The sequence below is a fragment of the Nostoc sp. LEGE 06077 genome (genome assembly GCF_015207705.1).
In the GTDB taxonomy this organism is placed as follows: domain Bacteria; phylum Cyanobacteriota; class Cyanobacteriia; order Cyanobacteriales; family Nostocaceae; genus Nostoc_B.
Window position 1 is genome coordinate 18,419 of sequence record NZ_JADEWI010000060.1, and the last position, 20,877, is coordinate 39,295.

The 20,877-nt window shown below is 39.9% G+C and carries 21 protein-coding genes; 10 read left to right on the forward strand and 11 right to left on the reverse strand.

All coding sequences use genetic code 11. From position 1 onward, the window contains the following. Nucleotides 1-85 precede the first annotated feature (85 nt). The 4 genes from IQ244_RS26390 to IQ244_RS26405 form a co-directional block, all read right to left on the reverse strand. The gene (locus IQ244_RS26390) at nt 86-679 is read right to left on the reverse strand and encodes an FHA domain-containing protein (RefSeq protein ID WP_193899516.1); all 594 of its coding nucleotides are present in this window, start codon (nt 677-679) and stop codon (nt 86-88) included. A gap of 3 nt (nt 680-682) precedes the next feature. After that, nucleotides 683-1,360: a hypothetical protein gene (locus IQ244_RS26395; RefSeq protein WP_193899518.1), complete on the reverse strand. Its 678-nt coding sequence runs from the start codon at nt 1,358-1,360 to the stop codon at nt 683-685. Between the two features lie 9 nt (nt 1,361-1,369). Then, a complete protein-coding gene (locus IQ244_RS26400) occupies nt 1,370-1,963 on the reverse strand; it encodes a Uma2 family endonuclease (RefSeq protein ID WP_193899520.1) in 594 nt (197 codons plus the stop codon). A gap of 83 nt (nt 1,964-2,046) precedes the next feature. Beyond that, entirely contained in the window at nt 2,047-2,949 is a 903-nt protein-coding gene (locus tag IQ244_RS26405; protein WP_193899522.1) for a hypothetical protein, read from the reverse strand. Between the two features lie 268 nt (nt 2,950-3,217). Here IQ244_RS26405 and IQ244_RS26410 point away from each other — a divergent pair, with 268 nt between their 5' ends. Then, nucleotides 3,218-4,420, forward strand: coding sequence for a glycosyltransferase family 4 protein (locus tag IQ244_RS26410; protein WP_193899524.1), 1,203 nt, complete (start codon nt 3,218-3,220; stop codon nt 4,418-4,420). Here the strand turns inward: IQ244_RS26410 and IQ244_RS26415 are convergent. Further along, the gene (locus tag IQ244_RS26415) at nt 4,381-5,544 is read right to left on the reverse strand and encodes a glycosyltransferase family 4 protein (protein WP_193899526.1); all 1,164 of its coding nucleotides are present in this window, start codon (nt 5,542-5,544) and stop codon (nt 4,381-4,383) included. The two genes, IQ244_RS26410 and IQ244_RS26415, sit on opposite strands and share 40 nt — an antisense overlap. 155 nt (nt 5,545-5,699) lie before the next feature. On the opposite strand from IQ244_RS26415, the gene IQ244_RS26420 reads away from it, so the two are divergent. The 3 genes from IQ244_RS26420 (at nt 5,700) to IQ244_RS26430 (ending at nt 9,929) form a co-directional block, all read left to right on the forward strand. After that, complete coding sequence (locus tag IQ244_RS26420; protein WP_193899528.1) at nt 5,700-6,668, forward strand: DUF1822 family protein; 969 nt, start codon at nt 5,700-5,702, stop codon at nt 6,666-6,668. 91 nt (nt 6,669-6,759) lie between these two features. Next, the gene (locus IQ244_RS26425) at nt 6,760-9,093 is read left to right on the forward strand and encodes a CHASE2 domain-containing protein (RefSeq protein WP_193899530.1); all 2,334 of its coding nucleotides are present in this window, start codon (nt 6,760-6,762) and stop codon (nt 9,091-9,093) included. A gap of 59 nt (nt 9,094-9,152) precedes the next feature. Then, complete coding sequence (locus IQ244_RS26430; protein WP_193899532.1) at nt 9,153-9,929, forward strand: DUF928 domain-containing protein; 777 nt, start codon at nt 9,153-9,155, stop codon at nt 9,927-9,929. An 84-nt stretch (nt 9,930-10,013) separates the two neighbouring features. On the opposite strand, the gene IQ244_RS26435 is transcribed toward IQ244_RS26430, so the two are convergent. Next, the gene (locus tag IQ244_RS26435) at nt 10,014-10,985 is read right to left on the reverse strand and encodes a CobW family GTP-binding protein (RefSeq protein WP_193899534.1); all 972 of its coding nucleotides are present in this window, start codon (nt 10,983-10,985) and stop codon (nt 10,014-10,016) included. Between the two features lie 249 nt (nt 10,986-11,234). Here IQ244_RS26435 and IQ244_RS26440 point away from each other — a divergent pair, with 249 nt between their 5' ends. Beyond that, nucleotides 11,235-11,984 (forward strand): SDR family oxidoreductase, encoded by a 750-nt coding sequence (locus IQ244_RS26440; protein ID WP_193899536.1) that lies wholly within the window; start codon nt 11,235-11,237, stop codon nt 11,982-11,984. Nucleotides 11,985-12,161: 177 nt separating this feature from the next. Here IQ244_RS26440 and IQ244_RS26445 read toward each other — a convergent pair whose 3' ends face one another. Beyond that, nucleotides 12,162-12,974: an HNH endonuclease gene (locus IQ244_RS26445; protein WP_193899538.1), complete on the reverse strand. Its 813-nt coding sequence runs from the start codon at nt 12,972-12,974 to the stop codon at nt 12,162-12,164. 183 nt (nt 12,975-13,157) lie between these two features. On the opposite strand from IQ244_RS26445, the gene IQ244_RS26450 reads away from it, so the two are divergent. After that, on the forward strand, nt 13,158-13,778 hold the full coding sequence (locus IQ244_RS26450) for a Uma2 family endonuclease (protein ID WP_193899540.1): 621 nt from the start codon (nt 13,158-13,160) through the stop codon (nt 13,776-13,778). A 56-nt stretch (nt 13,779-13,834) separates the two neighbouring features. Here IQ244_RS26450 and IQ244_RS26455 read toward each other — a convergent pair whose 3' ends face one another. Further along, a complete protein-coding gene (locus IQ244_RS26455; protein ID WP_193899542.1) occupies nt 13,835-15,130 on the reverse strand; it encodes an APC family permease in 1,296 nt (431 codons plus the stop codon). Nucleotides 15,131-15,479: 349 nt separating this feature from the next. On the opposite strand from IQ244_RS26455, the gene IQ244_RS26460 reads away from it, so the two are divergent. Next, nucleotides 15,480-17,204, forward strand: coding sequence for an iron uptake porin (locus tag IQ244_RS26460; RefSeq protein WP_193899544.1), 1,725 nt, complete (start codon nt 15,480-15,482; stop codon nt 17,202-17,204). 85 nt (nt 17,205-17,289) lie between these two features. On the opposite strand, the gene IQ244_RS26465 is transcribed toward IQ244_RS26460, so the two are convergent. Next, nucleotides 17,290-17,883, reverse strand: coding sequence for a Uma2 family endonuclease (locus IQ244_RS26465; protein ID WP_193899546.1), 594 nt, complete (start codon nt 17,881-17,883; stop codon nt 17,290-17,292). 117 nt (nt 17,884-18,000) lie between these two features. Here IQ244_RS26465 and IQ244_RS26470 point away from each other — a divergent pair, with 117 nt between their 5' ends. The 3 genes from IQ244_RS26470 to IQ244_RS26480 all read left to right on the forward strand — a co-directional run bounded on the left by IQ244_RS26470 (nt 18,001) and on the right by IQ244_RS26480 (nt 19,358). Continuing rightward, a complete protein-coding gene (locus IQ244_RS26470; protein WP_193899548.1) occupies nt 18,001-18,366 on the forward strand; it encodes a hypothetical protein in 366 nt (121 codons plus the stop codon). A 96-nt stretch (nt 18,367-18,462) separates the two neighbouring features. Further along, entirely contained in the window at nt 18,463-18,813 is a 351-nt protein-coding gene (locus IQ244_RS26475; protein ID WP_193899550.1) for a YtxH domain-containing protein, read from the forward strand. A gap of 11 nt (nt 18,814-18,824) precedes the next feature. Beyond that, nucleotides 18,825-19,358: a hypothetical protein gene (locus IQ244_RS26480; RefSeq protein ID WP_193899553.1), complete on the forward strand. Its 534-nt coding sequence runs from the start codon at nt 18,825-18,827 to the stop codon at nt 19,356-19,358. A gap of 167 nt (nt 19,359-19,525) precedes the next feature. Here IQ244_RS26480 and IQ244_RS26485 read toward each other — a convergent pair whose 3' ends face one another. Further along, nucleotides 19,526-19,873, reverse strand: a complete 348-nt coding sequence (locus tag IQ244_RS26485; protein WP_193899555.1) for a hypothetical protein — start codon at nt 19,871-19,873, stop codon at nt 19,526-19,528. 177 nt (nt 19,874-20,050) lie between these two features. Continuing rightward, nucleotides 20,051-20,629 (reverse strand): DUF3611 family protein, encoded by a 579-nt coding sequence (locus IQ244_RS26490; protein ID WP_193899557.1) that lies wholly within the window; start codon nt 20,627-20,629, stop codon nt 20,051-20,053. Nucleotides 20,630-20,877: the final 248 nt, after the last annotated feature.

Below are 20,877 nucleotides of genomic sequence, written 5' to 3' on the forward strand. Positions count from 1 at the left end.
AGGCTAGTCTGAAGTATGAAAATATCCCAGCCCTGATAGTGATGGGGGATATCCTCAACAATTCTGAACTTTGTTTTGTATTTTCTCAACTGGCTCCCATATTAGTTTCAAAATCACTATCTCTTTCGTTTTCTAAACTGACGGCATCAGCTTCGGTAAAGTCTACATTACCTGTTTCAGAGTCGTAGGAATAGCGATCGCGGTCATGATAATAACTACTACCCCAGTAACGGTAACTACCATATTCGGGATAATAAGCATAATCATCATCATAGGACGCATTACAGTCTGGGCAGTTGGTTCTATCGGTGCGTCCACAACGGCGTTTAAATAAAAAGCCTACCATGCGATCGCATTCCCACGCTGGACTGGCAAAGTTGACGACAATTTCACAACTACCAATTTGAATGCGATCGCCATTTTGCAAAATACCATTAGTTAACTGCACACCGTTAATTTTGATGGTGTTAGTTATATTTTGATTAATAATTATTAACTCTTGATTTTGCCAATCAATCAAAGCATGGTAATCTGCAATTAAGTCATCTGCAATGACAATTACGGAAACACTTTGCTGTGGCATAGTGGAAAATTGTCTGCCAATAGCTACTGGTGTTTCTAAGAATTTTTCTGTGCGATCGCCTGTATTTGGATCTATCCAAGTTAGCTGTATTTGCAAAGTCTATTGTCCTCCTGTTAAATTTACAGCATAAGCCAAAGCTGCTTGTTGTTCGCGGTTGAGAACATCAAAGCCAAAGCAAGCAAATGCAATTGGTAAAATGCTAGATTTTGTATAAAAAACAGTTTTTCCCGATGAATTTTTTAAAGCAGTTTTACCTTCTTTAATTTTTACTTGATAAACTAGTTGATTGTTGGGTTTTACAATTTCTAACCCCTTATCATCAGACTTAATCTGATAAACTAACTTTTTATCAGTATCTTCTAAATTGAAAGCACCATTATTTTGCTTTCTCAGAATATATAAATCTTGATTTTGTGCTGCATTTTCTAACTTCCAGTAACCTTTCTCTGTCACCACATAACCTAAAGTTTTATCAGCAGCATTCTTAAATTTAACTTTACCAGATTTATCAGCTTTAATTCTGATTAATTCTTGTTCTTTACTATCAACTAACTTGGCTCCATCTGCTTGTTGTTTAAGAGAAAATAAATCTGTACCTCCCTCAGTTTTAAACTTAATTTTCTCACTTTGAGTTGCGACATTAGTTGTATTTTCCGCAACAGCAGGAGGAGTGGCTACTGGATTTGGTTCGACACTAGCTTTATTTGTACTGCTACATCCTAAAATAGTCGTCATCAATAAAACTAAGATGGAAATTTTCAAAGCTGTATTCTTCATTTGTTTATTTTAACTTTCTGAATCAGTATCAGCGAAATTTACCTGTTCGTAAAGGTCTGTTAAAGAAATCTGAAAATCAAGTGTTTGCAATGATAAAATTTCTGCTTCACCTTCAATTTCTGTAAACAACCATTGCCCTTCAGCAGTTTTTACATACTGCATAACATGATAGTTATATTGATCAATTAAAATATATTCCTTAAATTCAGGAATTGAGCGATAATATAAAAATTTATCTCCTTGATCATAATTTTTAGTTGATTTAGATAAAACTTCTGTAATTAAATAAGGGTTCATTACAGTCGTACTATTTGTTCCTGTATAAACAGGTTGTCCGGCAATTACTATCACATCTGGATAAGTATATTGGCGGTAGCGAGGTATCCATAAACGCACATCATTGATATAAATTTCATATTTCTTACCTCTCAAAGCCATTTTTAAGAACACAGCTAAATTCAGGGAAATTTTATTATGATTGGTAGTGCCACCTGTCATCGGAAAAATTTCTCCATCACGATATTCGTTTCTAAATTCTGCTTTATCTTCCAGTTCTAAATATTCTTCAGGTGTGTAATAGTTTTTTTTAATTTCTAACTGCATAAAAATCACCTATGTTTAACTTTTTTACAACTGTTACAATGCTCTTTTAAGTCTTCAATAGCAGACTTTAAAATTCTATCTAACTACTTAGATAAAGCTTTGGCTAAATTTAATACTTGATAAAGACTTAAAAACATTGCTGTAACTGTTTGATAAATTTCTTCTTGATTATCAGCTACATTGGGTGAAATTCTCACAGCAAGATGCAGAGATTTATCTGTTACTCTTAAGTCTCGCAGATTAGATAATTTCGGTAATTTTAATGCACTATCAACTTCATTCTTAAAAACTTTTATCGCTCCATAACGACGCTGAGAATAGGTAAGATTTAAGTGAAGATCTAAGCCTACAGACTTAATTTTTGATTTATATTTGTTTTTTCCACTACTACCGCGCTTCCAGCCGTACTGCTTTTTAGATAGAGACGTTGCAGATAATTCAAAGCGAGTCTTATCTAAAAATAATCCTTGGATACTGATCCATTCATGTTGATAATTATCTATCTTCCAACCAGATTTAGTAGGATGTGGTATTGTACTTGTTTTATGTTCATTTTTCTGAATTGCTTGAAAAGATAAATGTAACCTAATACCAGTATTTGCATCCATATCCCTAGACAGCATTTGCATGATTCTTTGTGCTGCTTGATAGCGATAATTAATGACATTGATTCGGCTAAATTTAGCTCTATTTACCAATGCCAAAATAAAAGCGATCACTAACCACAAAATTCCTACAATTAAGAGAAGAGTAAACAACCCCAACAATTGATTATTAGTGATGATAATAGATCCAATAATTATCAATCCAAGTGCAATAACTATGCCCAAGAAATAATAGAGTGCCTTCTTTCCATATTCCTTTTGTTTAAGTTCTGCTAGGCGATCAATTTCTGCTATCTCTTGCAAGTCAGCTATTATTTGAGTAACTGAGGCTTGCGCTGCATAAGTCAATTTTTCTCGGAATTGTTTTAAATCAATCGGCATATTATTGTCACCTCATCCAATTTAATTAAATTTATGTGAGTTTTGTTAAAAATAGTAAAATATCAACTACTTTCAACTTTTTGCAATATATTTTAATAAATTTGAGGTTTATATTTGCTGTGAGAACAATCAAGCCTCAAAGTACAGCAATTATATCTGATGTCTGAAGGGTATGTAAGGCTGGCATTCACTCCTAATATCTTAGGTTAATTGAGAGTTTGAGAGAAAATGCCTATTCTACACAATAGTTGGAATTATCTAGATATTTATGAATCAATCAAATATTGCTTATATTTCCTTTGATACTGTGCCAGCGCCAAAGGGAGCCGCAATTCATATTACAGCGTTTTCTCGCGCACTAGCAGCAGCCTTTGATGGCATCAATTTAGTAACAGTTTCGCCGACGTTAGAATGTATCGATGGACAAGAAAATTATCCGCAAGTTATACAAACAACTTTATCAGCTTGCGGTGATAATTTGATTCAGAGAATTTTGTCTTTTCGCTATTTATTAAGGTTGTGGTTGCAAAATAAAAATAAGCAATTCAAAATAATACATATTCGTTCAATTTATGAAGGGTTTGTAATTGCCCAGAATAACCAAAAATATTGCCGTCAGTTAATTTTTGAAGTCAATGGGTTGCCTTCTATAGAACTAAAATATCGTTACCCCAATATTGTTGATGACCGAGAGCTTTTACATAAGTTATATACTCAAGAGCAAATTTGTCTAGAAGCCGCAGATTTAATTATCACACCTAGCAGTATTACAGCCAAATATTTACAAAATCGAGGTGTAATAGTTAATAAAATTCGTGTAATTCCCAATGGTGTAGATTTAGATGTGTTTACCTACTATGAACATCTAGAAAAATCTCACAATAATTTTCTACAACTCATATATTTTGGTACACTTTCACCGTGGCAAGGGGTGAATTTAGCAATTGAAGCTTTAGCTTTACTTAACCGAGATATCCCAGCTAATTTAACTGTGATTGGACAAGCCAGAAATGACCAAATCAAAATTTTAAACCAACTAGCTTTCAAGTTAGGAGTTGCGAATAAACTCAAAATATTAGAACCACTATCACAGCAAGAATTAGTGAAATATATCCACAATTCTGATGTAATTTTGGCACCTTTAACACCTAACGATCGCAACTTAATTCAAGGTTGTTGTCCTTTGAAGATTTTAGAAGGAATGGCGACAGGAATCCCTGTAATAGCCAGTGATTTACCAGTAGTCAGAGAATTAGGTGAAGATGGAGTAGATTTTTTGTTAGTTAAACCAGGTTCAGCTAAAGCCATTAAAGACGCAGTATTGCGGTTGCAAAGTGAACCGGAATTAGCAGCCCAAATAGCTATAAATGCTAGAAATAGAATTGAACAGCATTACACTTGGAACCTTGCAGGTGAAGCCTTAATTGCAGCTTATACAGAATTAGGCATCAAAAGTTCAATTACCCTTTGAAGTCGCTGTTGTTCTTGAGCGATAGAATATTCTGTGAGAATGCGATCGCGTGCAGCTTGAGTAATGTGCGATTTATTGGCTAATGGCATCGCCAAACATTCTAATACAGCTTCACCTAACTTATGTAGTTGCGATCGCGCCATGATAAAACCATTCTCACCATGTGTAATCACTTCAGGAATACCCCCCGCATCACTAGCAATACAACAACAACCACAAGCCATTGCTTCTAACAGTGCATTTGGCGTTCCCTCCCATAATGAAGGTTGGAGATAAACATCGCACAGATGTAAATGTGCGGCAACTGCTTGCGGATGGGGTAAATGTCCCGTAATAATAATCCTCTGGGCATTTTCTGGTTGCCCAGTTGCATAAACTTGCAACACAGATTCCTGATTAGTTCGCACTTCACCGATAATCAATAAACAAGCAGGACGTTGATTGCGTACCGTTGTTAAAGCATTCAATAAAAACTGCTGACCTTTCTTCTCCCGTAATTCTCCACAAAACCCTAGTACTACTTCCTCTGGCGCAATTCCTAAAGATTCCCGGCTAATTTCCTTTATCACCTGCTGAGGGACAAAAATTTCTGTATCTACCGCATTTTTCAATACCAACACATCATCCCTACCACTCAATAACTTAATTTTGCCAGCCATATCCCCACTCACCGCCGTAATTAACTGAGTGTGTTGTAGCGTCCATTGCAAACGAGCGAAATCGCCAGGAGGAAACATTTCCTTATCAATATCATTACCACGGGCGCTGACAGTGCTGGCTATTCCTTGCATTCCCGCAAACCAAGTAGCCAAAAAACCGCTAGGAAACAAATAATGTCCCCACACTGCATCATACTGATGAGAAGAGTGCAACCATTCCAGCACATTTAAAGTATGCGGCATAGTCATATCCCAGTGACGGTATAGCCCGATACGATACACACGCGACTTTGCATCTACAGTTTCCGGTGGTAGAACTTCCCCTGGTTGTAAATAACGACTCCATGTCACCACATCAACTTCTACATCCAACTGACAAAGTGAAGCTACCAACCTTGTCGCACTCCTCGCCAAACCCCCCAAATCTGGGGTAAATCTTTCTGTAATGAACAGCAACCGTTTCATCAAAACTCTGCGTCTCCTCTGCGTTTCAATATTCCCAATCTCTGCAAGCACAAAAACGTGCAGAAATTTCTTTTGTTTTGTAATTTTGTGGCATAAATTTATTGAATGTGGGCGATAGATACTACAGCACCGTCCTGAACACTAGGTATGAAACAATGACTAAAACCACCAATAGAGTAGATGATTTAAGTATCAAATTGCCCATTACTCAAGCAGCTGTTAGAATTGCCCAACAATTCGCCCATCAACAACCTAACCCTGTCAAAGCAGAGCAAGTACGATTGAATACATTAGCTATATGGGTGGTCAATGACTATTTGCAAATGATGGAGATTCCTACTAACCTCAACGTTGGGGATAGTTGGAACCCAATAATGCAGTTATGTTCTAACGTAGCCGACCTAGAAATAGCCTCAGTTGGTCGTCTGGAGTGTCGCCCAATAAAATCGGCCGAACAGCTATGTTCAATTCCCCCAGAAACTTGGGAAGACCGCATAGGTTATGTAGTAGTGCAAATAGATGAATCACTGCAAGAAGCCAATATATTAGGTTTTATTCGGAATGTAGACAATGAATTTCTACCTCTGCATCAATTGCAACCGCTAGAAAAATTAATTGACCGCATCGCCCAGTTAAAAGCTTCTCCAGCCCAAGCCCTAGTAAATTTAAGCCAGTGGTTCGTTGGTCAAGTGGATGCTGGCTGGCAAACAGTGGAAGCCTTGCGAGACTTGTTAGAATCTAGACCTAATTATGCTTTTCGTGGTAGTGTAACTACTGAAGAATCATCAACTCATCAGCAGCCAGTAGCTACTAAACGGGCAAAACTGATTGATTTGGGTATCCAAATAGCTAATCAACCTTTGATGTTGATTGTGGAAATTAGCCCAGAACCAGAGATTAAAACTAGTATTCGTTTACAATTGCACCCCACAGGTAATCACGTATATTTACCAGAAGGAGTAAAACTTACTGTATTGGATGAGTCAGGCGCGATATTTTTGGAAGCCCAAGCTAGAAGTGCAGATAATTATATTCAATTGCAATTTCGCGGTGACATCCAAGAAAAATTTATTGTGGCAATTTCTTTAGATGATATGAGTATTCAAGAACACTTTATGATTTGAAAAAGTTGGAGGAAAGAGAGACTAGAGGCTCATATTTTTACTCAGTACTCAGCACTTTGTTTGCTATAAAATCCAAAATTGTCTGACGGTCATGGCTAAGTTAGTGGTTTTGAAATTCGGAGACGCTAGTTTCAATCAAGGGTTTGCTGTTACGCTTCAAATTGGGGAAGAAAGCGATCGCCCAACAACAGAAATCACTGGTAGATTACCACCATGCCCAGAAATGCCGCTTTACTACACCCGTTGGCAATCAAGTTATCGCCAAATCGGGAATACTTATCGCTTGGATGCTGAGAAAATTCAAGTCACGAATGTTTCCATCACCCAAAGTTGTCAAGATTTAGCCCACGTTTTCCAGGCACGTTTTAATACTTGGTTACGCACAGAAGAGTTTCGCCCTTTAAGAGAGAAATGGTTAGAGAAATTACTGCCTACGGATGAAGTGCGAGTAATTTTACAAACAGATAATAGTCAATTGCAGAGATTGCCTTGGCATTTGTGGGAATTACTCGATCGCTATCCTAAAGCAGAAATAGCGATCGCCTCACACACCTATGAACACATCCTCCAGCCCCGTACCCACAACTCAAAAGTCAAAATTTTAGCCGTTGTCGGTAATAGTCAAGGAATTGACACTCAGGCTGATTTAGCCATTTTGCAACAGTGTGAGAATGCCGATATCACTTTGTTAGTCGAACCACAGCGTCAAGAATTAACCGATTATCTTTGGGGACATAATTGGGATATTTTATTTTTTGCCGGACACAGTTCCAGTCAGGGAAATGATGTCACCGGACGAATTTATTTAAACAAAACCGATAGCCTCAGCATTAACGAGTTAAGATATGCCCTCAAGCAAGCCATTGAACGCGGTTTGCATCTGGCAATTTTTAACTCCTGTGATGGTTTGGGACTGGCGCGAGAATTAGCTGATCTCCAGATTCCCCAAATGGTCATTATGCGCGAACCTGTACCTGATCAGGTAGCCCAAGAATTTTTGAAGTATTTTTTAACTAGTTTTGCTAGGGGAGAACCTTTATACCAAGCAGTCCGCCAAGCCAGAGAACGCTTACAAGGCTTAGAAGACAGATTTCCCTGTGCGACATGGCTACCTGTAATTTGCCAAAATCTCGCCCAGACACCGCTAACTTGGCAACAACTCACACCTCAAGCCACACCAGCCATTGAAATTAGACCTATACACCCCAAATTGAAATGGAAATTAGGTATAGCCACTAGTTTGGCAATGACAGGAATAGTTTTAGGGCTGCGGTTTTTAGGAGTCTTCCAAGGTGCAGAACTCCAAGCCTTTGATCAAATGATGCGATCGCGTCCAGACGAAGGCCCTGATCAGCGGCTATTAATTGTGACAATTGACGATGCGGATTTAGTTCACCAACGCCGTAACGGTGAAGTTTTAAAAGGAACTTCTCTGTCTGATAAATCACTCAATGCCTTACTGATAAAATTAGAAGAATACAAACCGCGGGCGATCGGTTTAGATATTTATCGTGATTTTCCCGCCGAACTGCCAGACTTGGCTAAACGGCTACAAAAAACTGATAACTTGATTGGTGTGTGTAAAAGTAGTGATTCAACAGTCATGACTAAAGGCATTGAACCACCACCAGAAATTCCCAAAGAACGGCAAGGATTCAGCGACTTTCTTCATGATACTGATGGAGTTGTGCGTCGCCATTTGATGTTTTTTACCCCAGAAACAGCATCTTTATGTTCCGCTGACTATGCGTTAAGTACCCAATTAGCCTTTCGCTACCTTTTGCCCTTGGGAATTGCACCAAAATTTACCCCCCAAAAAAATTTGCAGTTAGGTAAAACCGTTTTTCCCCGGCTATCTTCTCGTAGTGGCGGTTATCAAGGCATTGATGCCAATAGCGGGCAAACCTTACTCAACTATCGCGCTTCTCAGAAAATTGCCGAAACAGTCACACTCACCCAAATTTTATCTAGTCCGATGAACTCTAACGCCATCAAAGACCGGATTATTTTGATTGGTGTGACAGCTAGAGGCGATTTTCCTGACTACTGGGCGACACCATTCAGCAGTAGATTAGACGCGCAAATGCCGGGAGTTATAGTACAAGCACACATGATCAGCCAAATTATTAGTGCTGTTTTGAATCAGCGACCTTTGCTGACAGTGTGGCCTTTTGGATGGGAAATACTGTGGATTTGGGGTTGGTCTATAGCTGGGGGATTACTGGTTTGGCAGTGGCGAAGGCTACCTTTGTTGGCCTTAGCATTAGGTATTACCTCTGGCATACTTTATTTACTGTGTCTTAGTCTATTAATCTGCGGTATATGGGTACCTTTTGTCCCTTCAGCTTTATTGCTGGTAGGCACAGCCAGTGTAATTTCCCTGCAAAACTGCACATCAAACTTTTGGCAAAACTTGAAAAAATGAAGAATTAACCGCCGGAAACTCAACTGTCTCAGCCACACACAAACTGGAGTTTACAACTGATGAGACTATTATTTGGATTAACTCTGGCCTACGCGGGTTTTTTAACTAGCCAACCCTTGGTACTAGCAGCAACACCAATGCCAATGGCTAGTCAAAATATGAACACTGTATCCCAACAAGTGAATTTTAATCCACCTAAACCCCCCGCCGATCCACCGCCTGGGGGTAGGGTGCTAGGTGGTGCGAAACGCGGTTCTTGTCCCCAAGTCCAACAAGATTTGACTGCTTTAGTACCCTTTACTCAAGAATCGCCTTCAGTGACAAATGTTTGGTCATTGACGACATCAGCACACCCAACATTTTGGTTTTATGTGCCATATTCCCAAAATGTGAATCTTCCCGCTATGTTTGTCCTGCAAGATCAGCAATCAAAGGACTTGTATAAGCAACCAATAGCTTTGCCAACTCATCCAGGAATCATGAGTATTTCTCTTCCTTCTAATACTCCTGGGTTAGCGGTTAATCAACAATACCGTTGGTTCTTGACTGTTTCTTGCGATAAACAAGAACAATCACCGCCTATTTACGTTGAAGGAGTAGTCAAAAGAGTTAACCTCAGTCGAGAAATTACCCAAAAACTACAAACAGCAACACCTTTACAACAGTTTGCCATCTATGCCAGAAACGGTATTTGGCACGAAGCAATCACAACACTAGCACAGCTAAGAAAAGAAAATCCTCAAGATCAAGCCTTGAAAACACAATGGCAAGATTTGTTAGCCAACATCCGCTTAGGTGATGTAGCAACAGAACCAATCTTGTCGGACAAACATTAAAACAAGGGTGTAAGGGTGTAAGGGTGTAGAGTGTAGAGAGCAGAGAAAGTATTTAATTACTACCCACTCAGCACTCAGCACTCTTTACACAAGACAAGCCAAAAAATCTTGCTTGAGTTTGGCTTCATCTAAATTCCGCCCGATGAAAACTAATTCGTTTTTCCGGGTTTCGCTTGGTTTCCAAGGTCTATCTGGTCTACCATCGAATATCATGTGTACCCCTTGAAATACAAAGCGATTGTCTTCCCCAGCAATATTTAAAATACCCTTCATCCGAAAAATATCTGTACCTTGAGTACGTAATAATTCACTCATCCAAGCGTGTAATTTTTCCCCATCCAGAGCGCCTTGGGCGACTAAAGCCACAGAATAAACGCTTTCATCATGTACATGAGCATCTTCGCCTAAAAAATTGGGGTCAATTTCTAAAGCGCGATTCAAATCAAAAGCTTGTACGCCCAATAACGCATCCATTGATAATTCTGAGTTGTGGGTGCGATAGATTTTAGCGATCGCATTCATTCCTCGAATCCGCTTTTCTAATTCTTCTAACTCTTCTGGTTTAACTAAATCAGTTTTATTAAGTAAAATAACATCCGCAAAGGCAATTTGTTCTTGGGCTTCATCTGCATCCCAATGTTGCCAGATATGCTTGGCATCTACGACTGTTACCACTGCATCTAAAGACAGTTGACTTTGCATATCTTCATCGACAAAGAATGTCTGAATCACTGGTGCAGGATCAGCTAAACCAGTAGTTTCAATTACTAAATGGTCAAACTTATCACGTCGCTTCATCAAATTACCGATGATGCGGATTAAGTCGCCGCGGACTGTACAACAAATACAACCGTTATTCATTTCAAAAATTTCTTCATCTGCATCAATAACCAATTGATTATCAATGCCCACTTCCCCAAATTCATTCACAATCACAGCAACTTTTTTACCGTGTTCATAAGTGAGGATGTGATTGAGTAAAGTTGTTTTACCTGCTCCTAAATAGCCAGTTAAAACAGTAACGGGAACTGAATTTGTCATTACATCAGCCACCATATTATCAAAACCTCTGTTCTCGTCTGAATGATAATCTCACCCATGATAAGCGGTTTTAGATTTTTGTGTGAATTTGCAGATGAATCATAGTTTTCCGAAATTAACAACTATCTTGAGTAAGGTTTTTCATAAATTTAAACTTTAAGTTTACAAGCACCAAAAACTAGCCAATTGTCTAGATTCAGGCATTTTAATCTCATGGTATAGTCGCTCTGACCGATGTAAGTATCTGCCTGAAACGAGGAATCTATGGTTAACAATGAATCGAATGGCAAGATTGCATTGATTACTGGCGCAAACAAAGGTCTGGGATTTGAAATGAGTCGCCAACTTGCCCAGCATGGATTAACAGTTTTGATTGCAGGTCGTAATCTCCAAGCGGCGCAAACAGCAGCAACGACTCTCCAAAATGAAGGATTATTGGCTGAAGCGATCGCACTTGATATTAACAACAGTAGCCAAATTCAGGAAGTTGTTCAATACATTGGCGATCGCTTTGGCAAACTTGATGTTCTCATCAATAATGCAGGGGTAATACTGGATGAGGGATGGATTATCAGTAATGCAAGTTATATTTCCCTAGACATTATCCGTAAAACCTTTGAGACTAACTTTTTTGCTTTAGTGGAAGTAACTCAAACGTTATTGCCGTTAATTTTAAAAAGCCAAAGCGGTCGGATTGTAAACATGGCCAGCATTGAAGGTTCACTCACACTTCATGCCGATCCGAATTCGCCTATCTATGATGCCAAACCCTTTGCCTATAATGCTTCCAAAGCAGCAGTTAATTCTTTCACCGTTCACTTAGCGCATGAGCTACGTAATACACCAGTCAAAGTAAACAGCGCTCATCCCGGTTGGGTAAAAACAGAATTAGGTGGTGAAGGCGCAATGATGGACATTAGCGAGGGAGCAAAAACGGGCGTTCAGTTAGCTATTCTTCCTGATGATGGGCCAAGTGGCGGCTTCTTCCATTTGGGTGAACCTGTACCTTGGTAGTTTTGTTGCTAATATACGTAGACACTCTGCGGCTTGTCGTAAGACATCGCTTTTTGAAATTCTCGTTTATCCTTGTAACTGGTGTAGTGCTGTACTATTGTTAGCGATCGCATTTTTCATGTAGAGGTTGGCATTCTTCTAATTCGATCAATCCACTGCACCAGAATCATCAGGTTACTAAAGGTTATTTTGTGAACACTTTTGCAGAAATAACTCATAATGTTTTGCTAAAGCAACTGGGTCTGGTTGTGTGATTTTCTGTTTTGGTAAAGACGCACTTTGACCCATATACTCTATGTAGGAAGTTGCTAACAATTCAGGAGAAAGGACAATTTTATGTGTCTCTGGTTCAATAGATAGCAAATGTAAATCGAAAAGAGTATGTATATCTGCTCTTAATGGCAAACCATTAGCTATGTGATTAGTTTCAGTACCCTTATATGGAATGATATGTGCTGCTTCGAGAGCAGGTTCAGCATTACACCCTGTTATTGGACATTGACAATTATAGGCTTCTAACAGTTTACGCCGAAACTCTGCTTGTCCTTGTCGCTGAACAATAGAAGTATTTACTCGTCGCCTTGCGTTTTCAATATTTTCAGCATTGAAATAACCTTCAGCTTCAACTAATTGACGCTGCTTAGATAGTTCAGGCTGTTCTTTTTTCAATATTGATGAAGCAGATTTTAAGGAAAGCGGATAAGCTTCCTTAAGGAGAAACTTAGAAACTTCCTCCAAATTATCAAATGGTGAAAGTTCAAAAAAGTAAGGAAAATTTTTCTCCCAAGCATTATTAATTTTTGTTCGTTTCTGGAGATTTATGTTAAGTGGAAGATGTAATTCTGAATTAGGTTCAGCACGAAAATAAATTCTTAAATTTGGACTGTTTTTTCGGTGGTACAGGAATAAAAATCGATTACCTTTTTGATGAAAGATTGCACAAGTATTCTTTGCTTCTTTACGCTCAATATCCAAAATTTGCTTTTGCATTAAGCTAAGGAGCATATCACAGGTTATTTGTGATTCAATATGACTCTCTTCGTGGCTTGTCACGATTTAACTACATACTTAAATTTTTGCACTTCAATTATCTTGCTATATTTTGAGATTGCCAAGATAAAGCAATCCACTAGATTAGAGATAATATTTTCAAGCCGTAATCCTCTATTATTTATGACTCACGCCATACCAAAGCTAGTAACCTTTGAGGAATTCATCGATCGCCTATCTGAAAATTCCGGGGTACGCTACGAATTACATAATGGAAGTATTGTTGAAATGGCACAACCAGTAGGAGACCATGAGGAAGTCAAGGGTTTTTTGACAATAAAGATTAGTGCTGCAATTGACCGATTAGAACTTCCCTATCTTGTCCCTAATCAAGCTATCGTCAGACCTCTGGAAAAAAATTCTGGTTATTTTCCCGATGTGTTGGTACTAAATCGCGCAAATTTGGCTAATGAACCATTATGGAAAAAAGCATCTACCATCAGTTTAGGTACATCGATACCTTTGGTAATTGAGGTTGTATCAAGCAACTGGCGGGACGATTACTACTTAAAATTTGCTGATTACGAAGAGATGGGTATCCCCGAATATTGGATTATCGACTATGCGGCGTTGGGTGGACGCAATTTTATCGGGAATCCTAAACAACCGACAATCTCGGTTTGTAATTTAGTTGATGGAGAATATCAAATCAGTAAGTTTCGAGATGATGACCGACTTATCTCCCAAACTTTCCCGGAATTGAATCTCACCCCAACCCAAATTTTTCAAGCAGGTTTGGCATAGATTTCATAGTCAAGCTTGAAGTATTCTCTATACCCCTCTCACCTGTCCCCTGTAACCTATAATCTCTCACCTACTCTACGCCGGATTTTGTGCCAAATTAACCCAGCCACAATCAATCCTAAACCAACTTGCCAGATAGCAGACTCTACCCAAAAGGCTAGAAATAAACAAGATAACAAACCCAACCAGCCTACCCATATTGGATATAATCTCTCCGATGCAGTGAGTTTGAGAGAAGCTAAGTTGGTAATTGCGTAATAAATTAAAACACTAAAGGCGCTGAACGACCAAGTAGTTTTGACATTACCTAAAAATACCAAAAGCGCGATCGCAATTCCCACCACCACTACAGCCCAATATGGGGAATTTTGTTCGCGGTTTAATCTGGCTAAAAATCTCGGCGCATCGGAACGGCGACCCATCGCCAACAACACGCGAGATAAGCCTAAAATCAAGTTCAGCAGCACACCTAACATAGCAGTCATCGCCCCAACGGCTAAGACCAAAGCTGCACCTGAACCTGCAATACTACGGGCGACAACTTCTAAAGGTGCTGCGTTGCTTTTTCCTGTAGCATCACTTAAAAAATCTGCCCCTACAGCCCCAATACCAACAGTTGCGACAACTACATATAACAGCATTGTCAGCAGCAAACAAATAATCATCGCTTTGGGAATTGTCTCTCTAGGCGATCGCGCTTCTTCTCCCATTGTGGCAATGCGACCGTAACCAGTGTAAGCTACAAACATCAAGGCGCTGGCGTGAAGTATCGCCCCTGGAGAACTAGTAAAAAAAGGTGTCAAATTTGCCATACCCGTAGTCGCTGCACGAGGTAAACAAATTAGGATAAATAATCCTAAAGACAGTAAGGTGACGGAAACAATTACCGTATTAGCCAAATTAGACCGCCGAATCCCGCTTAACACAATTACAGTCATAACTAACACGGCTAATACAGCCACGGGTACAACCCAACTGCTATTCCACCCCAAAATATTCAAAAAATATCCAGCGAAACCTAAAGCGGCGGTAGCAGCCGAAGCGGTCTTGGCTACTAAAAACATCCAACCTGCGGTGAAACCAAAAGCCGGAGTCAGGTACTTATAACCATATTCATAAGTCCCACCACTAACAGCATGATTAGCAGCTAACTGGGCGCTATTCAGACCATTAAAAGTTGCCACAATTGCCCCAATTACCACCGCCAGAATTACCGCCGGCCCAGCTATCCCCGCCGCGATCCAGATGCTGACAAATACACCTGTTCCGACAATCGAACCTAATCCCATCAGTGTTGCACCAACAACTCCTAATTCGCGTTTGAGTTGGGTTGGTGAATTGCTAACGGACATCTTTTGTATCTCCTGATTTAGAAAATTAGAGATGTTGGACTCATTGCTGAGGATACCACTCTACAAAGACGGCAGAGACGCAGAATTTTGCTGCTTTATCATTTGTAAAAATATGTGATGTAAAAAATACATCAAAATCATGCTTTATTAGAATTGATGTGTTTAGCTAAATCTCTTTGTCTTAATATGTTGAAAAGCTTATATAAAAGTATTTTTGGACTTTTTTAAAATTTTTATCCAACAAAAGGAAAAATATTTTTTTGTATAGCTCAATACTTTTAAGATGAATATTTAGACATACAGTAATTGATACGAAAAACCTGAGTAATATTACTGGACAATTTCAATAATGTCTGATATTGTGTGTCATTCCTTGGGGATAACATCGATAGTTATAGGGTTGAATGCGATCGCGGCAACAACTGTATCTGCCAATCCGACAATCCAAAGCAATGTAATTTCTGAGACAAATATTGCAGACTCGGAAAACGAGATTCAAGGTCAAGTAACATCCGTATCGCAACTGACAGATGTACAACCTACAGATTGGGCATTCCAGGCATTGCAATCATTAGTTGAGCGTTATGGTTGTATTGCAGGCTACCCAAATAGCACCTATCGCGGCAATCGCGCCCTGACTCGTTATGAATTTGCCGCAGGTTTGAATGCTTGTTTGAATCGAGTTAATGAATTGATTGCCAGTAGTAAAGCAGACTTAGTAACCAAAGAAGACTTAGCAACTTTACAAAAACTGCAAACAGATTTTGCTGATACTCTGACAGAAGTGAGAGGAAGAGTTGATAGCTTAGAAAATCGCACTGCTATCTTAGAAAATCAGCAATTTTCCACCACCACCAAATTCAATGGAGAGGTAATTTTTAGTGTGGGGGGTGTGTTTGGTGAAGATAGAGCCATAGACTCCGACCGAATTAGAGCAGGGGCCACAGGTGGCGTGCGTTTGACAAATAATACAATATTTAGCGATCGCATCCGACTCAACTTCGTGACTAGCTTTACTGGTAAAGACCAACTATTAACGCGTTTAGAAGCGAATAACACCGCCGTTAACAATGCAGTTTCGGGTACAAGCATGACCCGTCTCTCTTGGGATGGCAGCACCAATAACGAGTTTATACTTGGTAAATTATTTTATCGCTTCCCCGTAGGTGACAAACTCAACGTGATTGTTGACGCAATTGGGGGAGAATTTTACGACAACTTCAACAACTTCAACCCCTTGTTAGCATCAATTCCTTTAGGTGCAATTTCCCGCGCTGGTCGTTTTTCCCCCATCTATCGCGCCAGTAACACTGGTTCAGGTGCTGGTTTTGGTTCAGGAGTTAGTGTGAACTACAAACTCAGCGATGCGATTACTTTATCTGGCGGTTATCTTGCTAGAAGAGGAGATAATCCCACTGCGGGAAGAGGTTTATTCGATGGTAGTTATGGCGCTTTAGCACAATTGGCATTCCAACCGAACAAAGACCTTTCATTAGGATTAACCTACGCCCACTCCTACTTTAGCGGTGCTAATAATGATGTGGCAGTTTCCGGGCTTTATGGTGGTTCCTTTGCTGACCAGCCCTTTGGCGCTGGCGCTGGAAGTACGGCTGCAAGTCCCCGTGGAATCGCCACTTCTGCCAATCACTATAGTTTTCAAGCCAGCTATCGTTTAAATCCTAAATTTGTCTTGTCTGGTTGGGTTGGGTATACTAGCGCGATCGCCGAAACTACATTTTCACCTAATGTCAATCGTGGTGATCAAGCAGATATCTGGAATTGGGCAGTTACTCTCGCTTTCCCAGACTTGGGTAAAAAAGGTAACTTAGGTGGGATTATCTTCGGTCAACCACCGAAAGTCACAGACAATGACTTTGGCGAAAATGTGCGTACCCCTACTAGCGCCCGTCGGGAAGACTCTGATACTTCCTACCGGATAGAAGCATTGTATCGCTACCAAGTGAATGACAATATCTCAATTACACCCGGATTGCTGGTAATATTTAACCCCGAACATAACACCAACAACGATACAATCTACACTGGCATCGTTCGGACTACATTCCGATTCTAGTTTTTAACAGCAAAGTTAACTTTTCTCATATTCAATTCCTTTTCATGAGAAGGGATTGAATATGTTGTTGCATTTCTCCAAAATCTCAAGGATTCAGTATTTGAGTTAAAGATAAGATAAATCCTGGTAAAACATCTTCACCAGACAGTGTAGGTGGTTGTTCAAAGGTGAAATTGATCACTTCAACCTCAACACCAGGAAGATAAATTTCTACTAAAGGTGTGATAGGGTCAATCAACCAACCTAACCACGCACCATTATCTCGATACTCTTGCATTTTGGCACGCAGTTTTTTGAGAGAATCAGTTTGAGAACGTAATTCAATTACAAAATCAGGGCAGATTGGCGGGAAGCGTCGCCGTTGATCAGGTGTCAGCGCATCCCAACGTTCTTGCTTTACCCAAGAAACATCCGGTGAACGATAAGCACCATTTGGCAAGCGAAATTCTGTAGAAGAGTCAAAAACTTTGCCTAGCTTGGCTTGTTCATTCCAAATGTAAACTTTAGCTGTCAAGCCTGAATTTCGGATACCGCTTTCGCCGCCAGTTGGGGGCATAATTATCAATTCGCCTTCAGCAGTAAGTTCTATGCGCCATTCATCATTGGCTAGACATATTTGATAAAACTGCTCGTCTGTCAAACCTACTGCGGGTGGTATGTTGAGGGTGAGAGTTTCCATCGGTATTTTGCCAATCAGATTAATTTTATTATCAGCGATCGCTTATTCCCCAAGTTTAATTTAGAGCGATCGCTTGCCATCCAACTCAAACAAATCAAATTTTTATGAACCTCAACAATGGTTACATTAGTTGTCATCATTAACACCTTCATTTCCTTGCTGCTGTTCTACATAGCTTGGCAAGTGTGGAAAATTAAGCAGCGAATAGCATTCATCGCTGATAGGTTAACTTTCTATGAAAAATGTAGCCAGACTCTGCTATCTCAAACCCCTCAAAATCTTGATATTAGTCAGCAAAATCTCCGTAACCTCCGCCTGAGAAACCAATCTCTACAATTCAAAATCCAGCAAGTGCGCCAAATTGTTAATCTGCTATTGTTAGGGCAGCGATTAGGGAAACGCTATGTTCGTCAATCCAATTTTTTCTGGCTCAGAAAAACAGTCACCAAAACTGGAATGAACAATAGCAACATTTCTAGTTGATAAATTGTCACGATAAATTAACTCGATAAAATCATTCTGGTTATACCAAGGGGAAACAACCCACCTAAAATGGGTGTAAGGAGAGAAACAATTCAGATGTCTAATAACCGTTCTGGAGTCTTTATTGGCGGTATGATGCTAGGAGCGACCATCGGTGCTTTAACCGGTTTGCTAATTGCTCCGCGCACAGGACGCGAAACGCGTAAACTTTTGAAAAAATCTGCTGATGCCATCCCAGAATTAGCAGAAGATTTATCAACAAGTGTGCAAATACAGGCAGATCGTCTTTCTGCCAACGCATTACGTAACTGGGATGAAACTTTAGATAGACTAAAGGAAGCGATCGCCGCTGGTATAGATGCTAGTCAGCGCGAAAGTCAAGTCTTGAATCGGCAAACAACTGAAGAAGACTCAGATTCGCTTCCCCAACCTTCGGAACGCTCGTAAATAGCATAACCGTGATTGACCCCCTATTTTGGTTGGGACTATCCCTACTCTTAGTCGCCGCCAGTTTAACTGCTGTTTTAGTGGCGGCTATACCCGCTTTACAAGAAGTAGCACGCGCCGCCCGCAGTGCAGAAAAGTTTTTTGACACCCTTTCGCGGGAGTTACCACCTACTTTAAACTCCATCCGCAACACTGGTATTGAAATCACTGACTTAACCAATGATGTTAGCGAAGGTGTCAAAAGTGCTGGCCAAGTTGTCAAACAAGTTGACCAAGGCATTGATGGGGCAAAAAAACAAGCCCAAAATCTTCAAGTTGGTACTCGTAGTCTGGTTGTTGGGATGAAAACTGCCTGGAAGACCTTTACTCGTCAAAAATCCTCTAAGCGCCCAATGGAAAGGTTGCCCATTCCCGACAAGCAACAGCTAACATTACGAGAACGAGAAGCCATAAGACAGGAAAACCGCCGCACCAAAACCGAAGTTTACCGTTCTAATAATGCTTCTAATTGGGATAGTAATTCTGAGGATGAAGATTTTTTGTAAGAATTCAGCACACAGGAGGAGGCAGTGCGGTGGACGGGTTTCCAGGCATAAAGCAACTGCCGTTTAGAAGTCAGAATTTAGAAGTAGTTCAGCATAACTAATTTATCCATTGATATCATGTCCGACTAAACACTTGACTTCTGAATTCTTCATTTATAGCCCAATCATCAATTTTGAGAGTCTGTTGTCACTGTTGTGGAATTACTCTGAGCCAAGATGCTATCGTTTCCACTTTGTCCATTACTGTCAGTAGCTGTGAATGTTCTGGTGTTAATTGTCATTTGCTCTTTATCTTCTCTGTTCTGTCCTGGAGAAGGCAACCAGTATGCTAATACGCTAGTTACACCGCCCCAGTATAGTGCAGTATTTTGATCGTTACTTGGTTTGGAAACCAACTGAACAATACAGAGTCCTAACACAACAGCACTAAAGACCACTTGTACACCAAATCTCCAAGCATTTTGATCAAAATTGTGTCTTGGTTGGTTTCCTCTTGTATAAGATGAATTTGCCATAATACCGAAATCCTCAAAAGATAAATTTCATCCTAGGTAAGCTTTGATACTACTTATGAGTAGAAAGTTTTTTTAACAACTATATTTGTTTCTTACAAATCTGTGTAAGTGAGTTTCGGAAAGGTTAAAGATAAACTTTTGCTTACTGTTAGGAAAATATGAAATTTGTCTAGAAGATTATTGGCGGTTGATACGATTCATTAGCCAAAGCGACGAGACCAATCCTGCAAAGTGTGCTGACACGGTGTTGGTGTTTGCCTGAACTACAAGCATATCAAGACCGCTAATAATCCGAGTTGGATCAAAAAATTGCGTAGTGATGGCTTGCGGAGATATCGACCTAGCCACTAATGTCCCAACGATCGCCTGCGCTCCTAAAAGTGTGACCAATGTGCCAATTAAATTGATCCATAGACCTAAGCGTAATACCTGTAAGGTTTCGCTTTTACGCGGGCGGTTACTAGGGTTGGAAGATTGCAATTGGCTGCCAATTCTGGTGTAACGGAAAGCCAAATAAATACCCGCAGCCAAAATAACTAGTCCACAAATCGCTAAAAAGACTCCAAAACCAGTCCCAGGATTATTACTAGGACTACCTGTTCTTTGGGAAAAAATGGCAAAGAGCAGGACAATTATGCTGGAAACGACACCTAGTACTAGCTGAATCCAAAAACTAATCCAACCTGTGAGACGGAATGTTTGGGCGATCGCCCGAAGTGTAGCCGAAGAAGATGGGGCATCGGAATTTTGTGACATACTAATCACCAATGAGCTAGGTGCTTGCTAGATTTACTATCACACTTACCAGATGACCTATGAGTATCTCAAGTAGAACTTTGCGTTGATCAAAAAAATCAAGGGCTGAGATCAGGGTGTCATACCAATTCACGAAAAATCTGATGCAAATAAAGCATCAAGAATAAAATCCCAACCTGTAATAGAAGCAACGATTGATGTGTTGAATTTCTCTAAACGCTTCCAGATAAAATGCCTCAATTCATCTA

Excerpts from the sequence above, each read along its gene's own strand:
- IQ244_RS26485 (WP_193899555.1), bottom strand. The coding sequence starts at position 19,873 with ATGGCAAATTCATCTTATACAAGAGGAAACCAACCAAGACACAATTTT.
- IQ244_RS26400 (WP_193899520.1), bottom strand. The coding sequence starts at position 1,963 with ATGCAGTTAGAAATTAAAAAAAACTATTACACACCTGAAGAATATTTA.
- IQ244_RS26435 (WP_193899534.1), bottom strand. The coding sequence starts at position 10,985 with ATGGTGGCTGATGTAATGACAAATTCAGTTCCCGTTACTGTTTTAACT.
- IQ244_RS26450 (WP_193899540.1), top strand. The coding sequence starts at position 13,158 with ATGACTCACGCCATACCAAAGCTAGTAACCTTTGAGGAATTCATCGAT.
- IQ244_RS26395 (WP_193899518.1), bottom strand. The coding sequence starts at position 1,360 with ATGAAGAATACAGCTTTGAAAATTTCCATCTTAGTTTTATTGATGACG.
- IQ244_RS26445 (WP_193899538.1), bottom strand. The coding sequence starts at position 12,974 with ATGCAAAAGCAAATTTTGGATATTGAGCGTAAAGAAGCAAAGAATACT.
- IQ244_RS26465 (WP_193899546.1), bottom strand. The coding sequence starts at position 17,883 with ATGGAAACTCTCACCCTCAACATACCACCCGCAGTAGGTTTGACAGAC.
- IQ244_RS26470 (WP_193899548.1), top strand. The coding sequence starts at position 18,001 with ATGGTTACATTAGTTGTCATCATTAACACCTTCATTTCCTTGCTGCTG.
- IQ244_RS26410 (WP_193899524.1), top strand. The coding sequence starts at position 3,218 with ATGAATCAATCAAATATTGCTTATATTTCCTTTGATACTGTGCCAGCG.
- IQ244_RS26420 (WP_193899528.1), top strand. The coding sequence starts at position 5,700 with ATGACTAAAACCACCAATAGAGTAGATGATTTAAGTATCAAATTGCCC.
- IQ244_RS26405 (WP_193899522.1), bottom strand. The coding sequence starts at position 2,949 with ATGCCGATTGATTTAAAACAATTCCGAGAAAAATTGACTTATGCAGCG.
- IQ244_RS26430 (WP_193899532.1), top strand. The coding sequence starts at position 9,153 with ATGAGACTATTATTTGGATTAACTCTGGCCTACGCGGGTTTTTTAACT.
- IQ244_RS26475 (WP_193899550.1), top strand. The coding sequence starts at position 18,463 with ATGTCTAATAACCGTTCTGGAGTCTTTATTGGCGGTATGATGCTAGGA.
- IQ244_RS26415 (WP_193899526.1), bottom strand. The coding sequence starts at position 5,544 with ATGAAACGGTTGCTGTTCATTACAGAAAGATTTACCCCAGATTTGGGG.
- IQ244_RS26440 (WP_193899536.1), top strand. The coding sequence starts at position 11,235 with ATGGTTAACAATGAATCGAATGGCAAGATTGCATTGATTACTGGCGCA.
- IQ244_RS26425 (WP_193899530.1), top strand. The coding sequence starts at position 6,760 with ATGGCTAAGTTAGTGGTTTTGAAATTCGGAGACGCTAGTTTCAATCAA.
- IQ244_RS26460 (WP_193899544.1), top strand. The coding sequence starts at position 15,480 with ATGTCTGATATTGTGTGTCATTCCTTGGGGATAACATCGATAGTTATA.
- IQ244_RS26490 (WP_193899557.1), bottom strand. The coding sequence starts at position 20,629 with ATGTCACAAAATTCCGATGCCCCATCTTCTTCGGCTACACTTCGGGCG.
- IQ244_RS26455 (WP_193899542.1), bottom strand. The coding sequence starts at position 15,130 with ATGTCCGTTAGCAATTCACCAACCCAACTCAAACGCGAATTAGGAGTT.